The organism is Flavobacterium sp. CS20 (assembly GCF_018080005.1).
In the GTDB taxonomy this organism is placed as follows: domain Bacteria; phylum Bacteroidota; class Bacteroidia; order Flavobacteriales; family Flavobacteriaceae; genus Psychroflexus.
In genome coordinates this window covers 450,886-473,690 of sequence record NZ_CP073015.1, presented here as the reverse complement: position 1 = coordinate 473,690, position 22,805 = coordinate 450,886, and the positions used below count along the sequence as shown (strand labels likewise).

Here is a 22,805-nt window from a genome sequence, read left to right as displayed (position 1 = left end):
TGAAAAATTTGTTTATAAAGTCTTTGTTTTAGAGTTTCGGTAATTTCAACCACGCCTTTGAAAGTTAATTTTTTTCTTAGATCTTTTACATGGTTATAGTAACATTTCATAATTGTATTTCTCAACAATTGAGCCACTTTTCTTGTGGTATCAAACTTGACAAAAGGATTTCCATCACGATCACCACCAGGTCAAAAACCAAGTTCAATGAGATGAGGATTAAAGTCTGGTTGAACTTCCAAATTTTTAAATATTTGGTGATACAACTTGCCTATAGTTTGATAATACACATAACGCATATGATAAATAATACTTTCGGCTTCATCAAAAGGCGTTGGCTTTTCTCGTTTCACAAAAGGAGTGTAAGACAGTTGATTTAGTAATTTGTCAATAGCAGTGATGTCATTTTTCTGAATAGCTTGTCGCATTTCATACATGATAATTTGCACTTCGTTAGGATAAAATTGAGTGGGATGAGCTGTAAATACTAAGCGTGTGCTAAATGACTTTAAATGTTCTTTTAAACTCTCATAATATTGATTTTCTGCCTTGAGATAAGTCCCAATTTGAGGACGTTGAAATTCTAAAAAAGCAAGATCTTCAACACAATCAAACAAAACCACCTGACGCTCAATATATTGAACAATACGAAATAATAAATCAAATTTTTCTTCAGTAGATTTTATATCGGTATGACTACCTATAAATTCTTCAATAATTTCAACTGGCGATTTTGAATTATCAAAACCTTCTTGACTTAACTTGCGAAGCAAAGGGATGTATATTCCTGTGTAAGTAGAATGTTTGTGTGGTAAATTCAAAAACAAACTATTGTAAACACTATATTTGTTTGTGATAATTTGTCTAAATAACTCATAACGCTCTTCTGATAACATATTTTTTTTTTGATAGCTAAACTAATGAATTAAAACAGGTTTATCAAAATATTAGGCATGAGTTTTAAAATAAAATTATTTCGATAAATATTAAGCCTTGTTTTAAAATATAGTATTTAAATTTGAACTCTAAAATCACAAAAAATGAATAAAAAAGTAATTTTGACCATATTAGACGGATGGGGAAATGCACCAGATAAAAAAGTTTCTGCAGTTGATGTCGCTAACACACCTTGTATAGATCATTTAAAAAAAACATATCCAACTGCAACGCTTAGAACTGATGGCATGAATGTAGGTTTACCCGAAGGTCAAATGGGTAATTCTGAAGTGGGACACATGAATTTAGGAGCTGGCAGAATTGTATATCAAGATTTAGTCAAGATAAATATGGCCGTTGAAAAAGATACACTTAAAGACCAAGCACCTATCAAAGAAGCTTTTGAATATGCCAAAAAACACCATAAATCTGTTCATTTTCTTGGTTTAGTGAGTGATGGTGGCGTTCATTCTCATATCAATCATCTCAAAGGGTTGGTAAAGACAGCTGATGACTTTGGGGTAAAGAAAAGCTATGTTCACGCCTTTACAGATGGTCGTGATGTTGACCCAAAATCGGGAAAAGGCTTTATAAAAGATTTGAATGATTTTTTAAAACATCACAATTCACAGTTGGCAAGCATTATAGGTCGATATTATGCTATGGACAGAGATAAGCGTTGGGAACGCATCAAGCAAGCCTATGATTTAATTGTAAATGGAAAGGGTAAAAAAACGGAAAAACCCGTCAATGCAATTTCAGAAAGCTATGATAACAACATCACTGACGAATTCATAAAACCAATAGTAGTATGTCAAAACAATCAACCTGTGGCGTGTTTAGAAAATGATGATGTTGTAATCTTTTTTAATTTTAGAACCGATCGTGGCAGACAACTCACTTCAGCCCTATCACAACAAGACTTCCCAGAGTATGGCATGAAAAAACTCAATCTGAAATATTACACCATGACTAAATATGATGATACTTTTAAAAACATAAATGTAATTTATACAAAAGACAACATTAAAAATACCATAGGTGAAGTTTTAGAAAAAGAAGGCAAAACCCAACTTAGAGCAGCTGAAACCGAAAAATATCCACATGTCACATTTTTCTTTTCAGGTGGACGAGAAGAAGCTTTTAAAGGTGAAAAACGCATCATGGTCAATTCACCAAAAGTAGCAACTTATGATTTGCAACCCGAGATGAGTGCTTACGAACTCAAAGACAAAATATTGGTTGAAATTGAAAATAATTCAGCAGACTTCATGTGCATCAATTTTGCAAATCCTGACATGGTTGGACATACTGGCGTTTTTGAAGCCGCAGTAAAAGCATGCGAAACGGTTGACACTTGCATGAATGAACTTGTACAAACAGCACAAGATCAGAATTATACCGTGATAATAATTGCCGATCATGGCAATAGCGAAACCATGATAAATCCAGACGGTTCTCCTAATACAGCTCATACCACCAATCCTGTTCCTTTAATTTTGGTCGATAACGAAATTAAATCAATAAAATCTGGTATTCTGGGTGATATAGCACCAACCATACTAAAACTTATGGGCATCAACAAGCCTAAAGAAATGACACAAAACGCTTTAATTAATTAAAACACTATCCGATGAAATTATACCTAAGTATCATTAATTTGTTGCTATTGTTCAATGTGGCTTTAGCACAAGAATCAAATATTATTGGTCAAACTAATAAAAATGAAATTTTAAATTCAAGACACAAATCTTGGTTTAATAAAAACTACAACAGCTATGAACCTTCACCAAAACACATCAAACAAATAAAAAAACTTCTTGCCAAGAATGACTATAAAATTGAAGTCTATTTTGGCACTTGGTGTTCTGATAGCCAAAGAGAAGTGCCTAGACTCATTAAAATTTTAGAAGCAAGTGAATTTGATTTTGATAACCTTAAGCTCGTAGGCGTTGGTCCAGAAAAAAAAGTCCCTAATGTTTCTAAAAAAAGACAAAAACAATTAAATATTACCAACGTGCCAACCATTATAGTATATCAAGATGACAAAGAAATTAATAGATTTGTAGAATATGCTCAAGAAAGTCTTGAAAAAGATTTCATAAATATTTTGGCAAAAAAACCCTATAAGCACAGCTATCAACAATAAATATATATATGTTCTCAACGCGTAAACCAAAAATAGCTATTGACTTTGATGGTACAATAGTAGAAAACAAATATCCAGATATTGGAAAGCCAAAAATCTTTGCTTTTGAAACCCTAAAAAAACTTCAAGAGGATGGCTATCTTTTGGTATTATGGACATTTCGCTATGGAAAAAGACTAAATGAAGCTATAGAATTTTGTGAATCTTATGGCATAGAATTTTACGCGGTCAATAAAAGTTATCCCGAAGAAGAATTCAACATAGAAAAAATGAGTAGAAAAATAGATGCTGATATTTTTATTGATGACAGAAATATTGGCGGTATGCTTAGTTGGGGAGAAATCTACCAAACTATTACAAAAGAAAAAATAGAAACAGAAAAACCAAAGAAGGGTTTTTTAAGTAAATTCTTTATAAAATAAATCACACATTCAGCAATGATCAAACTTAAGTCAACAGAAGAAATCGCCCTAATGCAAGAAAGTGCTTTAATTGTTTCAAAAACATTAGGTATGCTTGCCAAAGAAATCAAACCTGGAATATCTACTTTAAAATTAGACAAACTCGCAGATGAATTTATAAGAGACCATAACGCAACACCTGGTTTTTTAGGATTATACGACTTTCCTAACACATTGTGTATGAGCCCTAATGAACAAGTTGTTCATGGGATACCAAACAATAAACCCCTTAATGACGGCGATATTATTTCAATAGATTGTGGTGCAAAAAAAAATGGCTTCTATGGTGATCATGCATACACTTTTGAAGTTGGAGAAGTCAAACCCGAAATAAAAAACTTACTTAAAGTTACCAAAGAAAGCCTCTATAAAGGCATAGCCGAATTTAGATATGGTAAACGCATCGGTGATGTAGGTTATGCTATTCAAAAACATGCTGAAGATCACGGCTACGGCGTCGTTAGAGAACTGGTCGGTCACGGATTAGGCAAAAAAATGCACGAAGATCCCGAAATGCCCAATTATGGTAAAAGAGGACGTGGTAAAAAATTTAAAAATGGAATGACTGTGGCTATTGAACCTATGATAAATCTCGGTTATAGACGGGTTATACAACTTAAAGACGGTTGGACTATAATAACTGCTGACGGTTTGCCAAGTGCTCACTTTGAGCATGATGTTGCCCTTATTGACGGCAAACCCAAATTACTTTCTACTTTTGACTTCGTCTATGAAGCTTTAGGAATTTCTTCTGATGAAGAAAAACCATTTAAATTTGAATAACTTCCTAAAGTTAACAATTGTTAAAATAAGTGTTTAATATTTAACTTGTTTTTTTAAACAAAATATATATTTATTATTTATTTTTGTTTTGTTAATTTATAGCATGGAAAATATTAAACAAAATTTCAGTATTAAGGACTTAGAATCTTTAAGTGGCATCAAAGCTCACACTATCCGTATGTGGGAAAAACGCTACAAAGTTTTAGAGCCAAAAAGAACCGATACCAACATCAGAACTTACAATATCAATGGTCTTCAAAAGATATTAAACATTGCTTTTCTAAATGAAAATGGGTATAAAATATCTCGTATCTCAAAAATGTCTGAATTAGATATTAAAGATTTAGTACAACGTATCACTACAAGTAAAAGCAATTATAACAGAGCCGTCAAGTCTTTTAAAGTTGCCATGATGAATTTTGATCAATCAGTATTTTTAAAAACTTATGATGGTTTACTCGAAAACAATACCTTTAGAGAAATATATAACGATGTTTTTGTTCCCTTGCTTGAAGAAATTGGTTATCTATGGCAGATTGGAACAATTACTCCTGCACACGAACAGTTTATTTCAACTTTAATAAAACAAAAACTCTTTTTCAATATAGAAAAACTGCAATTTGAAAAACCTTCTAAAACAGATAAAGTATTTGTCCTTTTTTTGCCCGAAGAAGAAATTCATGACATAGGTTTATTTTACACAAATTATGAATTATTGTTACATGGCTATAAGGTGATTTTTTTAGGTCAAAGTTTACCAATGGAAGATTTATCTTACTTTTTAAAGCTATTTGATAACCCTATTTTTGTGTCTTATCTAACAGTAAAACCCGATAATGTTGAAGATTATATAGAAAGGTTTACAAAGCATATTTCCACAAAAGATAAATGTCAATATTGGCTATTAGGAAGAAAAGTTAATGAAATGCTTGAAAACCATTATAAATTCCCTCAACATGTCAAGGCTTTTAAAAATATTAACCAGCTGACTCTCAATCTTAAAAATGAATAAAACAGTTCACATTATCGGCTCAGGATTTTCATCTCTTTCAGCCTCGTGTTACCTTGCTAAAGCAGGTTTCAAGGTCAATATTTTAGAAAAAAACGACAGCATTGGAGGCAGAGCTCGTCAACTCAAACATAAAGGATTTACCTTTGATATGGGACCATCTTGGTATTGGATGCCCGATGTTTTTGAGCGATTTTTTTCAGATTTTAATACCAAACCACAAGACTTTTATCAACTCGACAAACTCAATCCAGGCTATCAAGTTTTTTTTGGGCAAAACGATGTTTTTAAAGTTGCTGACAACCTCAATGATCTTTACAAAACTTTTGATGATTTAGAAGATAATGGTGCTAAAAAACTTAAATCGTTTATAGATAAAGCCCGTTCTAATTATGACATTGCCATAAAAAAAATGGTTTACAAACCTGGTGAATCACCTTTAGAATTAGTAACCACTGAAACAATTTCTAAGTTAGGTCAGTTTTTTGGTAATATAGACAAAGACGTAGAAAAAAATTTTAAAAATCCTAAACTCAAACAAATTCTCAAATTTCCAGTACTATTTCTTGGTGCAAGACCAAAAGATACGCCTTCATTTTACAGTTTTATGAATTATGCAGATTTTGGATTGGGAACATGGCATCCCAAAGGTGGTATGTTTTCAGTTGTAGAAGCCATCAAAAATCTAGCAATATCACTTGGTGTTAATTTCAAAACAAATGCAAATGTTGAACACATTCATATAAATTCAAATAAACAAATTGAAAGCTTAAAAGTAAATGGTGAAAACATAACCACAGATATAGTTTTGTCAGGTGCTGATTACCACCATACCGAAACACTTTTGGATCCAAACTTCAGACAATATTCTGAAAACTACTGGAGCAAAAAAACATTTGCACCTTCTTCTCTACTCTTTTATGTGGGTTTTAATAAAAAATTAAAAAATATACATCATCACAATTTGTTTTTTGATGTTGACTTTGATCAACACGCCAACGATATATATAAAACTCCAAAATGGTCTGATCAACCATTGTTTTATGCTAATTTCACTTCATTAACAGACCCACAAACCGCACCTGTTGGTTGTGAGAATGGTTTCTTTTTAATTCCTCTCGCTACAGGTATTGAAGACTCTGAAAGCTTAAGAGATGAATATTTTCTTAAAATCATCACAAGGTTTGAAAAGTTAACCAATCAAAACGTGAAGAAAAACATTATATTTAAAAAATCATTCTGTGTTTCTGATTTTATAAAAGATTATAATTCATACAAAGGCAATGCTTATGGAATGGCAAATACATTGCTTCAAACTGCTTTTTTAAGACCAAAACTAAAAAGTAAAAAGGTGAACAATTTGTATTTTACAGGTCAACTCACTGTTCTTAGTCCAGGAGTGCCGCCTGCTTTAATTTCAGGAAAACTGGTCTCAGAATTAATAACGAAATATAATTAACTATGAAATTAATTTTTGATAATATCGCTAAATATTGTAGCAAAAAAGTTACTGAATCTTATAGCACATCATTTTCAACAGCTACAAAACTCCTTGCACCATCAATTCGTCAAGATATTTACAATATTTATGGTTTTGTAAGATTTGCTGACGAAATTGTAGACACCTTTCACGATTATGACAAAGCTTTTTTATTTAACGAATTTGAAAAACAACTTTATATAGCGATTGAACACAAAATCAGTTTAAATCCTATTCTCAATTCATTTCAAAAAACCGTTCATAAATACGATATTCCACCTCAACTTTATGAAGCATTTATGAGTAGTATGCGAAAAGATTTATATAAATCAAATTATAACTCCGTAGAAGAATACGAACAATATATTTATGGCAGTGCAGACGTTGTTGGTCTGATGTGTTTAAAAGTATTTGTAAAAGGTGATGACCAACTTTATAACGAACTAAAACACGATGCTAAAAAATTAGGATCAGCATTTCAAAAAGTAAATTTCTTGAGAGACCTCAAAGCTGATATTGAAGATTTAAACCGTACTTATTTTCCTAATGTCAATTTAGATAAGTTAGAAGAAGATGCTAAAATGAGAATAATTACAGAAATTGAAGAAGACTTCAAAGCGGGTTTAAGAGGTATTTCAAAACTCCCTATTGAAGCTAAATTTGGAGTTTATACTGCTTATATTTACTACCTAAAATTACTCTATAAACTTAAAAAAACACCTTCTTTACAAATAAAATCTAAAAGAATACGTGTAAATGATTATCAAAAATTTGCTCTATTAGCACAATCTTTTATATCCTGTAGATTAAACTTAATTTAAATGATGACTATAATATATTCTATACTGATTTTTTTGGCTACTTTTTGTTTTATGGAATTTATGGCTTGGTTTAGTCATAAATATGTCATGCATGGTTTTTTATGGTCACTGCACAAAGATCACCACTTGAAAGATCATAAAAGTTGGTGGGAGAGAAACGACTTCTTTTTTATATTCTATGCCATTGTGAGTATGGTCTTTTTTTATTTAGATTATATAGGCTATTGGTTTGGATTACCCATAGCTTTAGGGATAACTGCATACGGTGCTACTTACTTTTTGGTGCATGATATTTTTATACACCAAAGGTTTAAAATTTTTAGAAATGCTAATAATTGGTATGCCAAAGCCATAAGAAGAGCACACAAAATACACCATAAACACCTAAGCAAAGAAGATGGCGAATGTTTTGGTATGTTGCTACCACCTATGCGTTTTTTTAAAAATCAAAAGTGAATTATATGCCATAAGATTACAAAAACTAATCTTAAAAAGACAACTAAATTTGAACTCCAATTAAAAATATCATTTATAAATTTCTTTGAATATTCTCTCACTGCCAGTATATTGATATTTGGTCTTGAATTTATTTTAACCCCAATCGCCCCACGATTTGACCTTTGGAATTTTGAATTATCTCCTATTCCTATTCAAAATAACATCAATTGATTTATTTTAGCCTTTGATTTCACTTTGCAGTTACAGGAATAAAATCTAAAGGTGATCAGCTATCATATCATGTAGTTCAGTTATTGTTTTTTATATCGTTTTATGTCTTTAAACACATTTCATTATATCATTATTGGAGCTGGTGCTTCTGGACTTCAATTGGCTTTAGCCATGTTGAAAGATGATTTTTTTAAATCTAAATCAATTGGTATAATTGAAAAGAAATCAAATCCAAAAAATGATAAAACATGGTGCTTTTGGGAAACTGGTCAAGGCTTATATGATAAGATTATATATAAATCATGGAAATCAGGCTATGTTATAGCTTGTAATAAAAAAATCGATTTTGATTTAGAAGAATATTCTTATAAAATGCTAAGATCAATTGATTTTTACAAACATGCCAAACACCTTATCGATCAATCTGAAAATATACATTTGATTGATGATGAAGTCATTGAGTTAGAAAACAAATCCAGTTTGGTTGATATCAAATGCAAAAAAAACAGCTTTCAAGCCAAACATGTTTTTGATAGTCGGCTACCTGAAAACTATAAACCTGAAAATAGCGTCAATATTCTTCAGCATTTCAAAGGTTGGTTTGTAGAAACTGAAAATAAAATTTTTAATCCTGAACAATTTTGTATGATGGATTATAACCTATCTAAAAATAATGAAACGAGTTTTATTTATGTTTTGCCTTTTAGTCAAAATCAAGCTTTAGTAGAATCAACTTTTTTTTCGCCAAAATTAGTTGAAGATGAAGTTTACAAAAAGTACATCAAAGCCTATTTAAAAGATGTTTTAAAGGTTAAATCTTTTGATATTCACGAAATGGAGCAAGGCATCATTCCCATGACAAGTTATCCTTTTTATAAAAATCATACAAATCAAATCACTAAAATTGGCACTTCAGGCGGTTGGGTAAAATCCTCTACGGGCTATTCATTTAAAAACGCTGAACGTATGGCTAAAAAAATAATAGAAAACATAAAAGTCGGTAATACACCACATCATAATTTATATAAAAAACGTTTTAAACATTACGATAAGTTGTTTCTAGATGTTTTATATCATCACAATCATTTTGGAGAAAAGCTATTTTATAAAATGTACAAACGCAATAACATCAAAGATATCTTTCAATTTCTAGACGAACAAAGCCATTTTCCTCAAGAATTAAAAATCATGTTTAGCATAACTTCATTTTACTTTATCAAAGCCTTTGTTAAACATGCTTTTCAAGGCTTTCAAATCAAATGAGTTGCAGTTGCTTTAAAATTTCACGCAACTCGCTCAACATCATTGCAGTAGCACCCCAAACAACGTGACCATTAAGATCAAAAATTGGAACTTGTTTTTCTTTATTATGGCTGGTTTGAATAGAACGCGTCTTAATACAAGAAGGCAATATAAAATCTTTCAATTTTACAGGAATAATTTTTTCAACTTCAGACTCTTGCTTAGTGAAAACTGGTTGATAATCAATTTTTGCTAAAGTCGGTTTGACTAAAAAATTTGAAGGCGGAATATATAATTCGGTCATAGGTCTAATAACTTCTACAGACGAAGATGCAACTCCAACCTCTTCTTCGGTTTCTCTGAGAGCTGTCTGAATCAGATTTCTATCTTCATTTTCATACCTGCCACCTGGCAAAGCCACCTGATTTGAATGCACACCTTTGTAAGTTTTTCTTAATATAAGCACAAAATTGACATCATCAGCACTATCAGGAAAAAAAAGTATTAATACTCCAGCTCGATTAGCATTTAAAAAATCGTATTTTTGAGTCAAAGAAATTTTTCTAGACTCTGGAGCCATTAGGGCTTGAGCTTTTTCTCCTGGTAAATCTATTTTCTTTATTTTTGGAAAAAATTGTTCAATATATGAAAACTGCATATCGATTTGTATTCGTTATTTTAATTATTACAACTATTGTAGCTTGTAAAAATGATTCAAAATCAAAACCAGATTCAAAATCTCAAAACACAAAAGTTGAAAACAAAGATAAGATTCCTAAAGTCAAAATTCCAGCTGGTGGCGAAAATGATGTAGATGTTTCTCACATCAAAACTTTAACTCAGGAAACCCTTGAGAACTATCTCAAAAGTTATGAAATAAAAAATCCTGAAACGATAGTTGAAGTCAAAACCCGTTTCGGTGATTTTAAAATTCAACTCTTTGTCGCTGAAAGATTACATCGCGTTAATTTTATTCGATTGACAAAATTGGGTTATTTTGACGACACATTTTTCCACCGAGTAGATAGTGGTTTTGTTGTTCAAGGTGGCAATAGTGATAAGCCAAGCACCCAAAAACTAAGAGCCAAAATAGGTGATTATTTAATTCCTAATGAATACAACCCACTACACAAAAACAAATATGGATTTGTTGGTATGGCGAAACCCACAAGCCAAAAAGTAAGCAATGCTTCGTCTCCATTTGAATTTTATATTGTAGTAAAAAAAGACGGAGCACATCATCTCGATAAAGAATTTACGGTGTTTGGTCGGGTTATAGAAGGTATGGATGTGGTTGAAAAAATTTCACAAGTTGAAGCCGACGCAAGCGAATGGCCTATAAAAAATATTCAAATGGACGTGAATGTTTTAAGATAAAAATGAAGACTTCAAACTGCCAAATGCGTGCTTTAGATAATCAATAATATCAGAGGCTGTCAAAGTTTGCATGTCATACTTTTCAACATATAAATCTGCCGCTTTGCCATGCAGATAAACCCCTAAAATAGAAGCATCAACTGATGAATAGCCTTGTGCCAACAATCCAGAAATAATTCCAGAAAGCGTATCGCCACTTCCCGCAGTTGCCATGCCTGCATTGCCTGTTGAATTGATGTATATATTTTTAGCATCAAAGATAAAAGTATAAGCATCCTGTTTTCGACAATTTAAAATCTTAAATTTCATAACTTGCTCAAAGCGTATTGGTTACGATATTTTTGACTTCATTTTGGGTGTCCCAGGGTGTCTTTTTAGTAAATTTGCACTGTGTTTGTTCGCAAAAAGAAAAATAAAAGCGGTGTAATTAGCGTCCAAGTCATTGACAAAAGTAGTGGCAAGTATCGCTTATTAAAGACCATTGGCAGCAGTGCTACTAAAATTGAAGTTGACCATCTATATGAACAAGGTAAACAATGGATAAAAAATTATACGGGAGCACAAGAATTAGATTTTAACGATTATAGACAGCACACAGAACTTGTTCTTCAAGGACTTGAAGAAATATCTGTTTATATTCAGAACTGCTTTTAGGAAAGCTTTTTAATCAGATTGGGTTCAATCAAATTAATCATGATTTATTTAAGCAATTGGTTCTTGCTAGACTTTGCTACCCTTCTAGTAAGCTTAAGACATCAGATTATCTTTTTAAATACCAACATAAAGCTATTGATGTTCAAGTTGTTTACCGATACATGGATAAGCTTCATAAACAACACAAATCCCAAATACAAGAAATTAGTTATAATCATACCTTGAAAATACTAGATGGAACAATAAATGTAGTATTCTATGATGTTACCACTATTTATTTTGAAATTGATAACGAAGATGAATTACGCAAAACAGGCTTCTCTAAAGAAGGCAAACATCAAAATCCGCAAATTATGCTAGGGTTATTAGTTAGCAAAGATGGTTACCCATTGGCTTACGATATTTTTGAAGGCAATAAATTTGAAGGACACACCATGCTACCAGTCATTGATAGTTTTAAGAAAAAATACGGATTAGATCAATTAGTCATCATCGCTGACTCTGGGCTACTTTCTTCTAAAAACATAGAAGAACTTCAAAGCAAAAGTTATGAATTTATTCTTGGAGCTAGAATTAAAAATGAGAAGTCCTTTATAAAAGAAAAAATATTAGCTTTAAAACTTAAAAATGGAGAGAGTGCAGTTGTAGAAAAAGGTAATTTGAGACTTATCATAAGCTATTCCGATTCAAGAGCCAAGAAAGATAAGCACAATAGAGAAAAGGGATTAAAGAGACTGGAAAAGAAAATTAGATCAGGAAAACTAACCAAGTCAAGTATCAATAACAGAGGTTACAATAAATATCTAAAACTTGATGGAGAGCTAAAAGTTTCAATAGACAAAACAAAATTTGAAACAGATGCAAAATGGGATGGTCTAAAAGGCTATATAACTAATGCTAAATTGAATAAAAATGAAATTTTAGAGAATTATAGTCATTTATGGAAGATTGAAAAGGCTTTCAGAATAGCTAAGACAGACTTGAAAATAAGACCAATCTATCATAGAGTTCAGCGTAGGATTGAAGCTCACATTTGCATAGCTTTTGCAAGATATAAAATACACAAGGAACTAGAAAGGCAACTCAATGAAAAGAAATCTTCATTAAGTCCTGAGAAGGCTATCAACATAGCAAAAACAATTTATGCGGTAAAAATAAAACATCCAATAACAAAAGAGATAACTTATCTAACTCACATCAAAAGTGAAGAGCAGAAAAAAATTGCAAATCTATTCGATTTTTGATTTGGGTGTCCCAGCGACGAAAACAGGAAAAAGACGGAGCACATCATCTCGATAAAGAATTTACGGTGTTTGGTCGGGTTATAGAAGGTATGGATGTGGTTGAAAAAATTTCACAAGTTGAAGCCGACGCAAGCGAATGGCCTATAAAAAATATTCAAATGGACGTGAATGTTTTAAGATAAAAATGAAGACTTCAAACTGCCAAATGCGTGCTTTAGATAATCAATAATATCAGAGGCTGTCAAAGTTTGCATGTCATACTTTTCAACATATAAATCTGCCGCTTTGCCATGCAGATAAACCCCTAAAATAGAAGCATCAACTGATGAATAGCCTTGTGCCAACAATCCAGAAATAATTCCAGAAAGCGTATCGCCACTTCCCGCAGTTGCCATGCCTGCATTGCCTGTTGAATTGATGTATATATTTTTAGCATCAAAGATAAAAGTATAAGCATCTTTAGAAACTAAAATGACATCATATGTTTTTACAAATTGGGTGATTTTATCAAGTTTATCATTTTCATTTTTCCACTCACCAATCAATCGTTTTAATTCACCTTGATGTGGTGTTAAGATACTTTTAGAGGGCAAATCTTGAAGCAATTCTTGATGTTTTGATAAAATATTTATAGCATCTGCATCAATCAAGATGGGAGAATTTGTTTCTTTTATAATAAATTTAAGCGTTTCTAAAGCCTTATCAGACTGCCCTATTCCCATGCCAATACAACAATGTGAAGGTTGAAAATTCAATTGAATTGGGGAGATATATTTTTGATTTTCCGAAGCGACTACCATAGCTTCAGGAATATATTTTTGAATGATATCAACCCCACATTTTGGACTCAAAACACTTACTTTTCCAGCACCAGCTTTTAAGGCTCCTTTTGTTGTTAAACACACGCTACCCATCATCCCATATTGTCCTCCTATTATCAAAAGATGTCCATAATTTCCTTTATGAGAAAAGCGTTGACGTGTTTTTAAGAGATGTGAAGCAATATGATTGTCAACATATTTTGTACGACTTTCTAAATTTGATATAAAGCTTTTATCCAATCCAATATCAATGATTAAAATTTTACCCACACAATTGCCATAATCTGGAAAAAAGAAATTGAGTTTTGGACATTGAAAGGTTAAGGTGTATTGTGCTTGAAAAACCACTGCATTTTCTGGGGTTAATTTACTCAAAAACAAACCACTAGGCACATCTATAGCAATTTTTTTAGCTCGTTTTTGATTAGCAATGAGAATTATTTTTTTTACAAAATCAGGTAAACTTCGGTTTAAACCAATGCCAAAAATAGCATCGACAATAACATCTTGAGCATTAAAATCTAAAAATTTACTTTGCTTATTGAAATATTTGAGTTCAAAAGATTTGTCTTTTTGTAAACGTTCTAAATTCTTTTGACAATCTGAAGATAAGTTGTTTGTATATTGTATTAAATAAACTTGCACTTCATAACCCAATTGTTTTAAATGATAAGCTATTGATAAACCATCCCCGCCATTATTGCCACTTCCAGCTAATATGCTAACCTTCTCACCAAAATTGATGATTGTTTTGATAATATCTACTGCTCTTAACGATGCTCTTTCCATTAAATCCCAAGAATTAATAGATTCATTTTCAATGGTAAACTTATCTGCTTGCTGAAGTTGATTTGGTGTTAGTATTTTCATCGCATAATTATTTGAAATTCAAATAAAATTTTAAGTTCTAATTTATCATTTTTAAAACTTATAAACGATGAGATTAAGATAGTTTTTTGACAATCAAATGCAAAACATCAATTACGAAAACCTTATATTTGTAAATTGAAATAAAATATATATGAATTATGTCTGTAGCCAAAAAAACTTATAAGCGTATCACAGTAAAAAGCCTTGTAGATATGAAACAACGCGGAGAGAAAATAAGCATGCTTACCGCTTACGATTTTACCACTGCCAAAATTGTAGATAGTGTTGGCACAGATGTGATATTGGTTGGTGACTCAGCTTCAAATGTTATGGCTGGTCACGAAACCACTTTACCTATAACTTTAGACCAAATGATTTATCATGCTTCAAGTGTGGTTCGTGCTATAAAACACTCATTAGTGGTTGTAGATCTGCCTTTTGGAAGTTACCAAAGCGATCCTAAAGAAGCTTTACGTTCGGCAATTCGTATCATGAAAGAAAGCGGTGGACATGCCGTAAAATTGGAAGGTGGCGACGAAGTTAAAGACTCGATAAAACGTATTCTCAAAGCGGGTATTCCTGTGATGGGTCATTTGGGTTTGACGCCCCAATCTATTTATAAGTTTGGCACTTACTCCGTTAGAGCCAAAGAAGAAGCCGAAGCCGAAAAGCTAAAAACAGATGCGTTGATGCTTGAAAAATTAGGATGTTTTGCTTTAGTCTTAGAAAAAGTACCTGCACATTTAGCCGAAGAAGTTGCCAAAAGTATTTCAATCCCCGTAATTGGCATCGGTGCTGGCAATGGTGTTGACGGGCAAGTTTTGGTTATCACTGATATGTTAGGCATGGACAAATCCTTTAGTCCACGATTTTTAAGACGCTACGCCGACTTGCACGAAATCATGAGCAAAGCTATAGAAACCTATAACGGCGATGTGAAATCTGGTGATTTTCCTAATGAAGACGAGCAGTATTAATGAATTTATGAATTATTCTTTTGCTCATGAGGTCGAGAAAAAATCATTGAAACAATCCCACAAAGCATTGCAAAACTCAAAAGATAGATTCTCTAAATATTAGACCCGCTCAAATCGTTATGGTCTAACAAAATAACTCAATTAACTATAACCTAACAAGCAATGATATTTGTGACTATTCTCAAATATCTTACTTTTATTCAAAAAGTTCCTTTATAAATAAATAAGCTTAACTCGCAAAAGCCTCTTCAAAATATTGCATACTATTCTTAAGACGTTCAATAGTCAAATTAGTGATGCGTTTGTTGAGTGCACGATTGTTTTCTGCATAAATTAAATATTCGTCGTAGGTAAATAGCCCGATAAAAACACCTTTGATGATGTTGCGTAGTTTAGTATCGTTTTTTACGGCGTGCTCGATATAATCAAGTTGTTTTTGAAGGCTTAAAGTGTAGTAAACATTTTTGTGCTTTTTGATATAGTTTTTAAAAATCTCTAAAAGCAAATCGTTTTGCAGTTTGGCAATGGGTCTCAAAGTTTTGTTTTGAAAACTTTCTTCTTCAGATGTAAGTGAAGTCACTTGAGCACCGGAAATTACAGGTCTTAATTCAGATAATTGTTGACTTCTGTTTTCCATAATGTTGAGTTTTGATAAAATTAAAGATTATCAGAATGCAGTTTAAGGTCTATTTTTAGATGTTGTAAACAGGTTATTAACAATCTGTCTCGATACGCCCTGACTATAAATGTCGGGATGTGTTACTCCACATCTTCCATTTTGGCTCTGTTTTCTTTATATGGTCTAATAATCAAGCGTTCTGAACGGTCATAGTTGATATAGTTATAAACCCAATTTAAGAAAGTAACTAATCTATTTTTAACACCGATTAAAAACCACAAATGCACAAACATCCAAATATACCAAGCCACAAAACCACCGAGCTGAAATTTGCCAATATCAACAACGGCTTTATTTCGTCCAATAGTTGCCATTGATCCTTTATCTTTATATTCAAAAGGTTGCATTTTTTTGCCTTTTATGATATTTAAAATGTTTTTAGCCAATTGTCGCCCCTGTTGAATTGCAGGTTGAGCCACCATAGGATGACCTTTGGGATAATCTTCGCTTATCATCAAAGCTATATCTCCAATAGCAAATACATTCTCGTAACCTTCTACTTGGTTAAAGGTATTGACTTTGTAGCGGTTAGCTCCGTCTATCAAACTTTCAGCTTGCAAGCCTTTGACAGGCGAACCGTGAACGCCAGCACTCCATATAAAGTTTTCTGTCCAAAAGCATTTGCCTGTATTGGTGGTTACTTCACAATTTTTATAATCTTCTACCATAGTTTCCAAATGAATTTGCACGCCCATATCGGTCAAATATTTATGAGCATCGGCTGAAGATTCTTCACTCATAGGTGGTAAAACCCTATCTGAACCATCCAACAAATGGATTTCAATTTCTTCAATATCAAAATCTTTGTAGTCTTTTTTAACGATATGATTTTTTAATTCAGCAATAGCACCGCTCAATTCTACACCAGTTGGTCCTGCACCAGCAATTACAAAAGTGAGTAAGGCTTTGCGTTTATTCTTATCTTCTGTTATAGTGGCTTGCTCAAGATTTTCAAAAATCAAGCTTCTCAAATTCAGTGCTTGTGGCACGGTTTTCATCCATACGGCATTTTTCTCAACATTTTCATTGCCAAAAAAATTGGTTTTAGACCCTGTGGCAATCACCAAATAATCATAACTTATTTCGCCTATATTAGTTTCAATCAAGTGTTTATCAGCGTGAATTTGATTCACATCAGCCAATCTAAAATAACCGTTATTGCTTTTGTTAAGAAATTTTCTTAATGGAAAAGCAATTGAGTCTGGTTCTAAACCTGATGTTGATACTTGATACAAAAGTGGTTGAAAAGTGTGATAGTTGCGTTTATCTAACAAAACCAGTTGAACGGGTTTGTTCAATAATTTTCGCGTAAATGACAACCCACCAAATCCACCACCAATGACGACAACTCTAGGATATTTTGATTTTGGTATATTCATAAATACTAAATTTTTAAATATGTCTTATTTTAATAAATTTAATTACAATATTTTGTAACATTAAGAAAACTTTACTACTTATAGAATAACATCGACTTTGTGAAAGCTGAATTAGAGCAAAAATTTGTCAATCTTTTAGAAAAGCACCAAAACATCGTGCATAAAATTTGCCGTATGTATGCTGATAATGAAGCACAACACAAAGATTTGTTTCAAGATATTACGGTGCAATTATGGAAAGCTTATCCAAAATTTAGAGGCGATGCTAAGTTTTCGACTTGGATGTATCGTGTGGCTTTAAATACTGCGATTACTTTATATAGAAAACAAAAACGACAAGTTAAAACTCAAGATATTGAAAAAATAGGCTTTAAAATTGAAGCCGATTATTACGACGACACCACAGAGCAAAATTTAAAATTGATGTATGCGGCAGTAAAAGAATTGAATGATATTGACAAAGCTTTGGTGTTTTTGTATTTGGAAGATAAAAATTATACTGAAATCGCTAACACTTTGGGAATTTCTGAAGTCAACGCACGAGTGAAAATGAATAGAATAAAGAAAAAATTAAAAACCATTATAAATCCGTAAGATGGATGAACTTGAATTGTTAAAACAAGATTGGAAGCGACAGGAGAAGAACCTACCTCATGTCAAAACCGATGAAATCTACAAAATGATGCATAAAAAATCGACTTCTATTGTCAAGTGGATTTTTATCATCAGTATAGCTGAGTTTGTGTTTTGGCTCGGTTTAGATTCTTTGAGTTTTTTTGATAACAGTCTCGATATTATTCAACAATTAGGTTTAGAATCATTTTACAGAATCTCTCTTATTGTTAATTATGCTATGATTGTCATTTTTATTGGCTTGTTTTTTAGGAATTTTAAAAAAATAAGCACCGATGATAATGTAAAGTCTTTGATGAAAAATATTATTACGACTCGTAAAACAGTAAAAGCTTATGTGTGGTTTAACGTCATTATTTTTGGAATTTCTTTTGTCATAGTCTCGATAGCAACTCTTAATCAAACTTTAGAAAATCAAACTTTAGAAGCTAAACTTTTAGGATATGGTATCTTGGTTGTTATTTTATCAATTCTACTCTTGATAATATTTGGATTTTATCGCCTTCTCTATGGCTTTTTAACCCGAAGACTATATAAAAATTATAAGGTTTTAAAGAAATTAGACCAAACCGATTAAACTTTAAAAAGACCGTTGAGTTCGGCGTCTATTTTATTAATAATATCGCCGAGATCTTCTGGCTGATCAAAACAAGTTGATATCGTCAACATCTACAATCAACAAATTGCCTTTGTTGTAGTCGTGTATCCAAGCTTCATAGCGTTCGTTTAGGCGATTAAGATAATCTATGGAAATGGAATTTTCGTAATCTCGACCGCGTTTTTGAATTTGATTGACCAAGTTTGGGACAGTACTTCTCAAATAAATTAATAAATCTGGTGGTTTGGTTACCGATTCCATCAAATCAAATAAGGAACGATAGTTTTCATAATCCCGATTAGTCATCAAACCCATTGCGTGCAAGTTAGGTGCAAAAATAAAGGCATCTTCATAGATGGTTCTATCTTGAATAATGTCTTTGCCACTTTTTCTGATATCTAAAATTTGACGAAAGCGAGAATTGAGAAAATACACTTGCAGATTAAAAGACCAACGCGACATATCGTTGTAAAAATCTTCGAGATAAGGGTTTTCTAAAACATCTTCATATTGAGCTTCCCATTTAAAATGTTTAGCTAAAAGTTGAGTAAGCGTGGTTTTTCCTGCGCCAATATTCCCGGCAATAGCAACGTGCATGTAGTTTTATTTTGAAAGAATGGTATAGTTTATAACTTTTTTTCCGTCGTAAATATAGAGATTTTCACCAGCAAAAAAAAGATTTTTAGGTTCAAGACTTTTTATATTGAATGAATGTATAATTTGAAAATCTTTATTTATGATGTCTAAGTTTTCATTTGAATATAAAACAAGTTGATTTTTAAATAAGTCAAAAGCTTTGATGTTTTCCCTTTGAATGCTTTTAACTAAACTTCCATAAATATTATAGACCAAAACCCCTTGTTGAGTTAACAAATAGCATTGATTAAAATTGTTGGTCATAGCTAAAATTTCATCATTTATAGGTAAAGACTTCGCCAGCGTTTTGTCAAAACGGTAGTCATATATTTCAAGTTGATTAAGGTCAATATTGTAAATCCAAAGACTTTGATCCTTTGAAGTGCCAGCAAAAGCGACATTTTTAAACGGAAAAGTAGCGTTGAAATCTTGACGGTCAATTTCGGTCATTCGGTTGTCTAACACCACAACGGTATTGGCTGATTGATAAAACAAAATAATTTTATTGGGATTTAAAATATCTACACGTTCTATTTCACCTAACTGAAAATCTTGAAACGCAATAGCATCTTGATTTTCAGGTTTTTTAAATAGCGTGTTATTTTTGATGTAATACAAGTTTTGAAACTTGTCTATTCCAACAAATTTATCGGCTTTTAGTGCAAAAGAATCAACAGCTTTTAATGTGGCGTTTTGGGAGAAAGCTTTTGAGATTACAATACTCAAAAAGCAAATAAAAAAAATAAGATTTAGACATTTCATATTTAAAAAATTGCATTCAACAGTTGAACTTAACTGTTTTTTAAATCACGTATTTCATTCATCAAAATAGGAATATTTTTTTGAATTATTCCCTATAACATTTCAGGTTCAACTGAATCATAAGCGTGTGAGATAATATTTCTTAATCCTATAATATTTTTTGAAGCAGTAATTTAAATTTGTATGTTTGGATTAATCTCAACCATTTTCCGAATTGCTTCTCCTATAATCTCTAAATCTCGTTCAACTGCACGCTACAAAATAATATTGTCTGAGAAATTGTTAAAGTTATTTTGAGTTTTTTGTTTAATTGATTCTATCTCTTTAATTACACTTTCAACATCTAAAATATATTTAAGTAGTTTAGGCTGCATACAAATCTATCTTTGATTGATATATTTCTTCTTTTAAAACTGGGTTTTTGAGAGATTTATTAGATACAAGATCAACCTTTCTATTTAAAATACTTTCAAGCTGGTTGAGTAAAGAAAAATAGTTGTCTGCATAATCCAATACATTAATATCAGAAGAAAACTCAACAAGTAGGTCGCTATCACTGTCTTTACGCAAGTTGTTTTTAGCAGCTGACCCAAACAAAGAAATAGCCTGAACATAATGCTGTTTAGATACTGCAATTATATCGTCAAGTTTATTTTGAATCAATTTATCCATAAACCAAATATACACAAATATTTAAGTAAAGACTATCACTAACCTTAAAGTAGTCTTTAAAATAAGAGTTTGAGCCACGAATGCACTAATTTATCCTAAAATTATTAGTATATTAATGGCGATAATTAAAAAAACTTGATTATTCTCAAAGTAAGAGTTTGAGCCACGAATGCACTAATTTATCCTAAAATTATTAGTGTATTAATAGCGATAATTAAAAAAACTTGATTATTCTCAAAGTAAGAGTTTGAGCCACGAATGCACTAATTTATCCTAAAATTATTAGTGTATTAATGGCGATAATTAAAAAAACTTGATTATTCTCAAAGTAAGAGTTTGAGCCACGAATGCACTAATTTATCCTAAAATTATTAGTGTATTAATAGCGATAATTAAAAAAACTTGATTATTCTCAAAGTAAGAGTTTAAGCCACGAATGCACTAATTTATCCTAAAATTATTAGTGTATTAATAGCGATAATTAAAAAAAATTGATTATTCTCAAAGTAAGAGTTTGAGCCACGAATGCACTAATTTATCCTAAAATTATTAGTGTATTAATAGCGATAATTAAAAAAAAATTGATTATTCTCAAAGTAAGAGTTTGAGCCACGAATACACTAATTTATCCTAAAATTATTAGTGTATTAGTGGCTAAAAATAAAAGTTCAATTTTTACTTTATAAAGATTTATAAAAGCCAACTTTAAACCACAATCGATGTCTGAATCGATTGTCAACCAAATAATCATCAGTTCTGTAATCTAATCCTATTTCTAATTTGTTTTTATCATTAAAATAAAATCCTAAGCTTCCTGTAACCCTGTTTTCTATATCATCTTCTGCACTTTGATACATATAGATGATTTCGTTGCTAAAACTGAGATATTTCTCACCTGGGTCAACTTCAAAACCTTGGAGCGGAATTTGACTTTTTATTCTATATCTTACTCGCCAAAGTGGTCTTGCATTTTTAAAAAAAGTTTGATCAGTTCTGATTCTATGACCAATCCTTAAATTGGATTCGCGTTGTAAAATTGAGATTTGCTGTATAGTTCTATTTGTATTTTCTCCATCTTGCATCCTGTATTGATAACCAATATCAACCTTGATAAAAGGGGTCAGTCGTCTTCCTAAGAAAGTTTGTAAATCAGTTTGCCGATGCTTGTATTTCCACTCATCGTTTAAAGACGATTGGTTATCATAAACACCATTCTGCGACTCTATTTTATGGGTTACAGAATACGTTTTATTAAGTTTATAACTCAGTGAAGCTTCAGGAAAAAACCCGCCAGTAAAGCGATTGTCTTGAGCAAACTGTTTTTGACAAACTAAAGCTAAAGCAATAGTAATTATTAAAAAAAGGGGATTTCTCATTAATAATCTAAAATGTCTGTAGATTTAATTTTTATTTTTCGACGGTTTATCAATTCTCCTTTGCTATCAAACAAACCTTCCCAAAGTTCTTTTCCTTTTTCGTTTTTTCCATAAAATTCAATTTCATAGTTTGTAGTGATATCTTCACTCATCTCATTTTCATCTATCATATCTTCTAAATCGTCGTTACTTCCCAAATACTGAATTTGAGTTTTTTTGATTTTGAATTTAGAATATGTATTTTTAAAATAGGTTTCAATTTGTTGTTTGGCTATGGATTCAATATCATCAAAATTGACTGTAACTTCAATGTTTATAATATTTCCATCAGGATTAATTTCTACACTGTGTTTTCTTTTTTTATGTTTCAGTTTTGCTTCGTAAGATTTTTTATCACCATCAGTTTGATAAAACCATTTTACCTTGTTTATGTCTTGATAAGCATCTTCAAACCAGTCTAAAACTTCAACGGGGACTTCGCTTTTTTTTATGCGCTTTTCTACCTCAACCTTGGTTTGGGTCCAAGCAAATTGAAAAGAAAACAAAATTAACAACAGATTTAAGGTAATTTTCAAAT

The 22,805-nt window shown here is 31.6% G+C and carries 25 protein-coding genes and 2 pseudogenes; 16 read left to right on the top strand and 11 right to left on the bottom strand.

What is annotated here, in order from left to right:
• Positions 1 to 23: 23 nt before the first annotated feature.
• Positions 24 to 896: pseudogene (locus IGB25_RS15355) on the bottom strand (phosphoenolpyruvate carboxylase); the annotation flags it as partial.
• Positions 897 to 1,040: 144 nt separating this feature from the next.
• Here IGB25_RS15355 and gpmI point away from each other — a divergent pair.
• From gpmI to IGB25_RS02270, 9 genes are all read left to right on the top strand, one after another.
• Positions 1,041 to 2,558: a 2,3-bisphosphoglycerate-independent phosphoglycerate mutase gene (gpmI, locus tag IGB25_RS02310; protein ID WP_211065997.1), complete on the top strand. Its 1,518-nt coding sequence runs from the start codon at positions 1,041 to 1,043 to the stop codon at positions 2,556 to 2,558.
• Between the two features lie 11 nt (positions 2,559 to 2,569).
• Positions 2,570 to 3,085, top strand: coding sequence for a thioredoxin family protein (locus IGB25_RS02305; protein WP_211065996.1), 516 nt, complete (start codon positions 2,570 to 2,572; stop codon positions 3,083 to 3,085).
• Between the two features lie 8 nt (positions 3,086 to 3,093).
• Positions 3,094 to 3,507, top strand: a complete 414-nt coding sequence (locus tag IGB25_RS02300) for a BT0820 family HAD-type phosphatase (RefSeq protein ID WP_211065995.1) — start codon at positions 3,094 to 3,096, stop codon at positions 3,505 to 3,507.
• A gap of 15 nt (positions 3,508 to 3,522) precedes the next feature.
• The gene (map, locus tag IGB25_RS02295; protein ID WP_211065994.1) at positions 3,523 to 4,329 is read left to right on the top strand and encodes a type I methionyl aminopeptidase; all 807 of its coding nucleotides are present in this window, start codon (positions 3,523 to 3,525) and stop codon (positions 4,327 to 4,329) included.
• 103 nt (positions 4,330 to 4,432) lie between these two features.
• Positions 4,433 to 5,341 (top strand): MerR family transcriptional regulator, encoded by a 909-nt coding sequence (locus IGB25_RS02290; RefSeq protein WP_211065993.1) that lies wholly within the window; start codon positions 4,433 to 4,435, stop codon positions 5,339 to 5,341.
• Positions 5,334 to 6,797, top strand: a complete 1,464-nt coding sequence (locus IGB25_RS02285) for an NAD(P)/FAD-dependent oxidoreductase (RefSeq protein WP_211065992.1) — start codon at positions 5,334 to 5,336, stop codon at positions 6,795 to 6,797. Before IGB25_RS02290 ends, IGB25_RS02285 begins: the two co-directional genes overlap by 8 nt.
• A gap of 2 nt (positions 6,798 to 6,799) precedes the next feature.
• Positions 6,800 to 7,639, top strand: coding sequence for a phytoene/squalene synthase family protein (locus IGB25_RS02280; protein ID WP_211065991.1), 840 nt, complete (start codon positions 6,800 to 6,802; stop codon positions 7,637 to 7,639).
• Between the two features lie 3 nt (positions 7,640 to 7,642).
• Positions 7,643 to 8,095 (top strand): sterol desaturase family protein, encoded by a 453-nt coding sequence (locus IGB25_RS02275; protein WP_211066816.1) that lies wholly within the window; start codon positions 7,643 to 7,645, stop codon positions 8,093 to 8,095.
• Between the two features lie 315 nt (positions 8,096 to 8,410).
• On the top strand, positions 8,411 to 9,571 hold the full coding sequence (locus IGB25_RS02270; RefSeq protein WP_211065990.1) for a lycopene cyclase family protein: 1,161 nt from the start codon (positions 8,411 to 8,413) through the stop codon (positions 9,569 to 9,571).
• Here the strand turns inward: IGB25_RS02270 and IGB25_RS02265 are convergent.
• Positions 9,564 to 10,208 carry a CoA pyrophosphatase gene (locus IGB25_RS02265; RefSeq protein ID WP_211065989.1) on the bottom strand — a complete coding sequence of 215 codons (645 nt, stop codon included), beginning with the start codon at positions 10,206 to 10,208 and terminating at the stop codon, positions 9,564 to 9,566. The genes IGB25_RS02270 and IGB25_RS02265 overlap by 8 nt on opposite strands.
• On the opposite strand from IGB25_RS02265, the gene IGB25_RS02260 reads away from it, so the two are divergent.
• Complete coding sequence (locus IGB25_RS02260; protein WP_211065988.1) at positions 10,196 to 10,927, top strand: peptidylprolyl isomerase; 732 nt, start codon at positions 10,196 to 10,198, stop codon at positions 10,925 to 10,927. The genes IGB25_RS02265 and IGB25_RS02260 overlap by 13 nt on opposite strands.
• Here the strand turns inward: IGB25_RS02260 and IGB25_RS02255 are convergent.
• Positions 10,919 to 11,236 carry an NAD(P)H-hydrate dehydratase gene (locus tag IGB25_RS02255; RefSeq protein WP_211065987.1) on the bottom strand — a complete coding sequence of 106 codons (318 nt, stop codon included), beginning with the start codon at positions 11,234 to 11,236 and terminating at the stop codon, positions 10,919 to 10,921. The genes IGB25_RS02260 and IGB25_RS02255 overlap by 9 nt on opposite strands.
• 81 nt (positions 11,237 to 11,317) lie before the next feature.
• Between IGB25_RS02255 and IGB25_RS02250 the strand changes: the two genes are divergently transcribed.
• Genes IGB25_RS02250 through IGB25_RS02240 form a run of 3 tightly spaced genes read left to right on the top strand, consistent with a single transcriptional unit; the run spans position 11,318 to position 13,007 of the window.
• On the top strand, positions 11,318 to 11,581 hold the full coding sequence (locus IGB25_RS02250) for a hypothetical protein (protein WP_211065986.1): 264 nt from the start codon (positions 11,318 to 11,320) through the stop codon (positions 11,579 to 11,581).
• Positions 11,554 to 12,825, top strand: coding sequence for an IS1634 family transposase (locus tag IGB25_RS02245; protein WP_371815966.1), 1,272 nt, complete (start codon positions 11,554 to 11,556; stop codon positions 12,823 to 12,825). The genes IGB25_RS02250 and IGB25_RS02245 overlap by 28 nt, the downstream gene beginning before the upstream one ends.
• Positions 12,826 to 12,830: 5 nt before the next feature.
• Positions 12,831 to 13,007, top strand: coding sequence for a peptidylprolyl isomerase (locus IGB25_RS02240; RefSeq protein WP_247653675.1), 177 nt, complete (start codon positions 12,831 to 12,833; stop codon positions 13,005 to 13,007).
• Here IGB25_RS02240 and IGB25_RS02235 read toward each other — a convergent pair.
• Positions 12,999 to 14,516, bottom strand: a complete 1,518-nt coding sequence (locus IGB25_RS02235; RefSeq protein ID WP_211065983.1) for an NAD(P)H-hydrate dehydratase — start codon at positions 14,514 to 14,516, stop codon at positions 12,999 to 13,001. The two genes, IGB25_RS02240 and IGB25_RS02235, sit on opposite strands and share 9 nt — an antisense overlap.
• Before the next feature lie 158 nt (positions 14,517 to 14,674).
• On the opposite strand from IGB25_RS02235, the gene panB reads away from it, so the two are divergent.
• The gene (panB, locus tag IGB25_RS02230; protein WP_211065982.1) at positions 14,675 to 15,493 is read left to right on the top strand and encodes a 3-methyl-2-oxobutanoate hydroxymethyltransferase; all 819 of its coding nucleotides are present in this window, start codon (positions 14,675 to 14,677) and stop codon (positions 15,491 to 15,493) included.
• Between the two features lie 229 nt (positions 15,494 to 15,722).
• Here the strand turns inward: panB and IGB25_RS02225 are convergent, their stop codons facing one another.
• A complete protein-coding gene (locus IGB25_RS02225; RefSeq protein ID WP_211065981.1) occupies positions 15,723 to 16,130 on the bottom strand; it encodes a glyoxalase in 408 nt (135 codons plus the stop codon).
• Positions 16,131 to 16,252: 122 nt separating this feature from the next.
• Complete coding sequence (locus tag IGB25_RS02220) at positions 16,253 to 17,551, bottom strand: NAD(P)/FAD-dependent oxidoreductase (RefSeq protein WP_211065980.1); 1,299 nt, start codon at positions 17,549 to 17,551, stop codon at positions 16,253 to 16,255.
• A gap of 99 nt (positions 17,552 to 17,650) precedes the next feature.
• Here IGB25_RS02220 and IGB25_RS02215 point away from each other — a divergent pair, with 99 nt between their 5' ends.
• A complete protein-coding gene (locus IGB25_RS02215; RefSeq protein ID WP_211065979.1) occupies positions 17,651 to 18,145 on the top strand; it encodes an RNA polymerase sigma factor in 495 nt (164 codons plus the stop codon).
• Between the two features lies 1 nt (position 18,146).
• Entirely contained in the window at positions 18,147 to 18,761 is a 615-nt protein-coding gene (locus IGB25_RS02210) for a hypothetical protein (RefSeq protein WP_211065978.1), read from the top strand.
• Here IGB25_RS02210 and IGB25_RS02205 read toward each other — a convergent pair.
• From IGB25_RS02205 to IGB25_RS02185, 5 genes and pseudogenes are all read right to left on the bottom strand, one after another.
• Positions 18,758 to 19,379 (bottom strand): annotated as a pseudogene (locus IGB25_RS02205) (deoxynucleoside kinase). The gene IGB25_RS02210 and the pseudogene IGB25_RS02205 overlap by 4 nt on opposite strands.
• A gap of 6 nt (positions 19,380 to 19,385) precedes the next feature.
• Positions 19,386 to 20,144, bottom strand: a complete 759-nt coding sequence (locus tag IGB25_RS02200) for a hypothetical protein (RefSeq protein WP_211065977.1) — start codon at positions 20,142 to 20,144, stop codon at positions 19,386 to 19,388.
• Between the two features lie 399 nt (positions 20,145 to 20,543).
• Complete coding sequence (locus tag IGB25_RS02195) at positions 20,544 to 20,852, bottom strand: nucleotidyltransferase family protein (protein WP_211065976.1); 309 nt, start codon at positions 20,850 to 20,852, stop codon at positions 20,544 to 20,546.
• A gap of 680 nt (positions 20,853 to 21,532) precedes the next feature.
• The gene (locus tag IGB25_RS02190; protein ID WP_211065975.1) at positions 21,533 to 22,228 is read right to left on the bottom strand and encodes a DUF2490 domain-containing protein; all 696 of its coding nucleotides are present in this window, start codon (positions 22,226 to 22,228) and stop codon (positions 21,533 to 21,535) included.
• A complete protein-coding gene (locus tag IGB25_RS02185) occupies positions 22,228 to 22,803 on the bottom strand; it encodes a hypothetical protein (protein ID WP_211065974.1) in 576 nt (191 codons plus the stop codon). The genes IGB25_RS02190 and IGB25_RS02185 overlap by 1 nt, the downstream gene beginning before the upstream one ends.
• Between the last annotated feature and the right edge of the window lie 2 nt (positions 22,804 to 22,805).

Coding starts and splice junctions, on each gene's coding strand:
- IGB25_RS02195 (WP_211065976.1), bottom strand. CDS start 20,852: ATGGATAAATTGATTCAAAATAAACTTGACGATATAATTGCAGTATCT.
- IGB25_RS02275 (WP_211066816.1), top strand. CDS start 7,643: ATGACTATAATATATTCTATACTGATTTTTTTGGCTACTTTTTGTTTT.
- IGB25_RS02285 (WP_211065992.1), top strand. CDS start 5,334: ATGAATAAAACAGTTCACATTATCGGCTCAGGATTTTCATCTCTTTCA.
- IGB25_RS02190 (WP_211065975.1), bottom strand. CDS start 22,228: ATGAGAAATCCCCTTTTTTTAATAATTACTATTGCTTTAGCTTTAGTT.
- IGB25_RS02220 (WP_211065980.1), bottom strand. CDS start 17,551: ATGAATATACCAAAATCAAAATATCCTAGAGTTGTCGTCATTGGTGGT.
- IGB25_RS02305 (WP_211065996.1), top strand. CDS start 2,570: ATGAAATTATACCTAAGTATCATTAATTTGTTGCTATTGTTCAATGTG.
- IGB25_RS02260 (WP_211065988.1), top strand. CDS start 10,196: ATGAAAACTGCATATCGATTTGTATTCGTTATTTTAATTATTACAACT.
- IGB25_RS02255 (WP_211065987.1), bottom strand. CDS start 11,236: ATGAAATTTAAGATTTTAAATTGTCGAAAACAGGATGCTTATACTTTT.
- IGB25_RS02235 (WP_211065983.1), bottom strand. CDS start 14,516: ATGAAAATACTAACACCAAATCAACTTCAGCAAGCAGATAAGTTTACC.
- IGB25_RS02265 (WP_211065989.1), bottom strand. CDS start 10,208: ATGCAGTTTTCATATATTGAACAATTTTTTCCAAAAATAAAGAAAATA.
- gpmI (WP_211065997.1), top strand. CDS start 1,041: ATGAATAAAAAAGTAATTTTGACCATATTAGACGGATGGGGAAATGCA.
- panB (WP_211065982.1), top strand. CDS start 14,675: ATGTCTGTAGCCAAAAAAACTTATAAGCGTATCACAGTAAAAAGCCTT.
- IGB25_RS02225 (WP_211065981.1), bottom strand. CDS start 16,130: ATGGAAAACAGAAGTCAACAATTATCTGAATTAAGACCTGTAATTTCC.
- map (WP_211065994.1), top strand. CDS start 3,523: ATGATCAAACTTAAGTCAACAGAAGAAATCGCCCTAATGCAAGAAAGT.
- IGB25_RS02280 (WP_211065991.1), top strand. CDS start 6,800: ATGAAATTAATTTTTGATAATATCGCTAAATATTGTAGCAAAAAAGTT.
- IGB25_RS02290 (WP_211065993.1), top strand. CDS start 4,433: ATGGAAAATATTAAACAAAATTTCAGTATTAAGGACTTAGAATCTTTA.
- IGB25_RS02210 (WP_211065978.1), top strand. CDS start 18,147: ATGGATGAACTTGAATTGTTAAAACAAGATTGGAAGCGACAGGAGAAG.
- IGB25_RS02300 (WP_211065995.1), top strand. CDS start 3,094: ATGTTCTCAACGCGTAAACCAAAAATAGCTATTGACTTTGATGGTACA.
- IGB25_RS02270 (WP_211065990.1), top strand. CDS start 8,411: ATGTCTTTAAACACATTTCATTATATCATTATTGGAGCTGGTGCTTCT.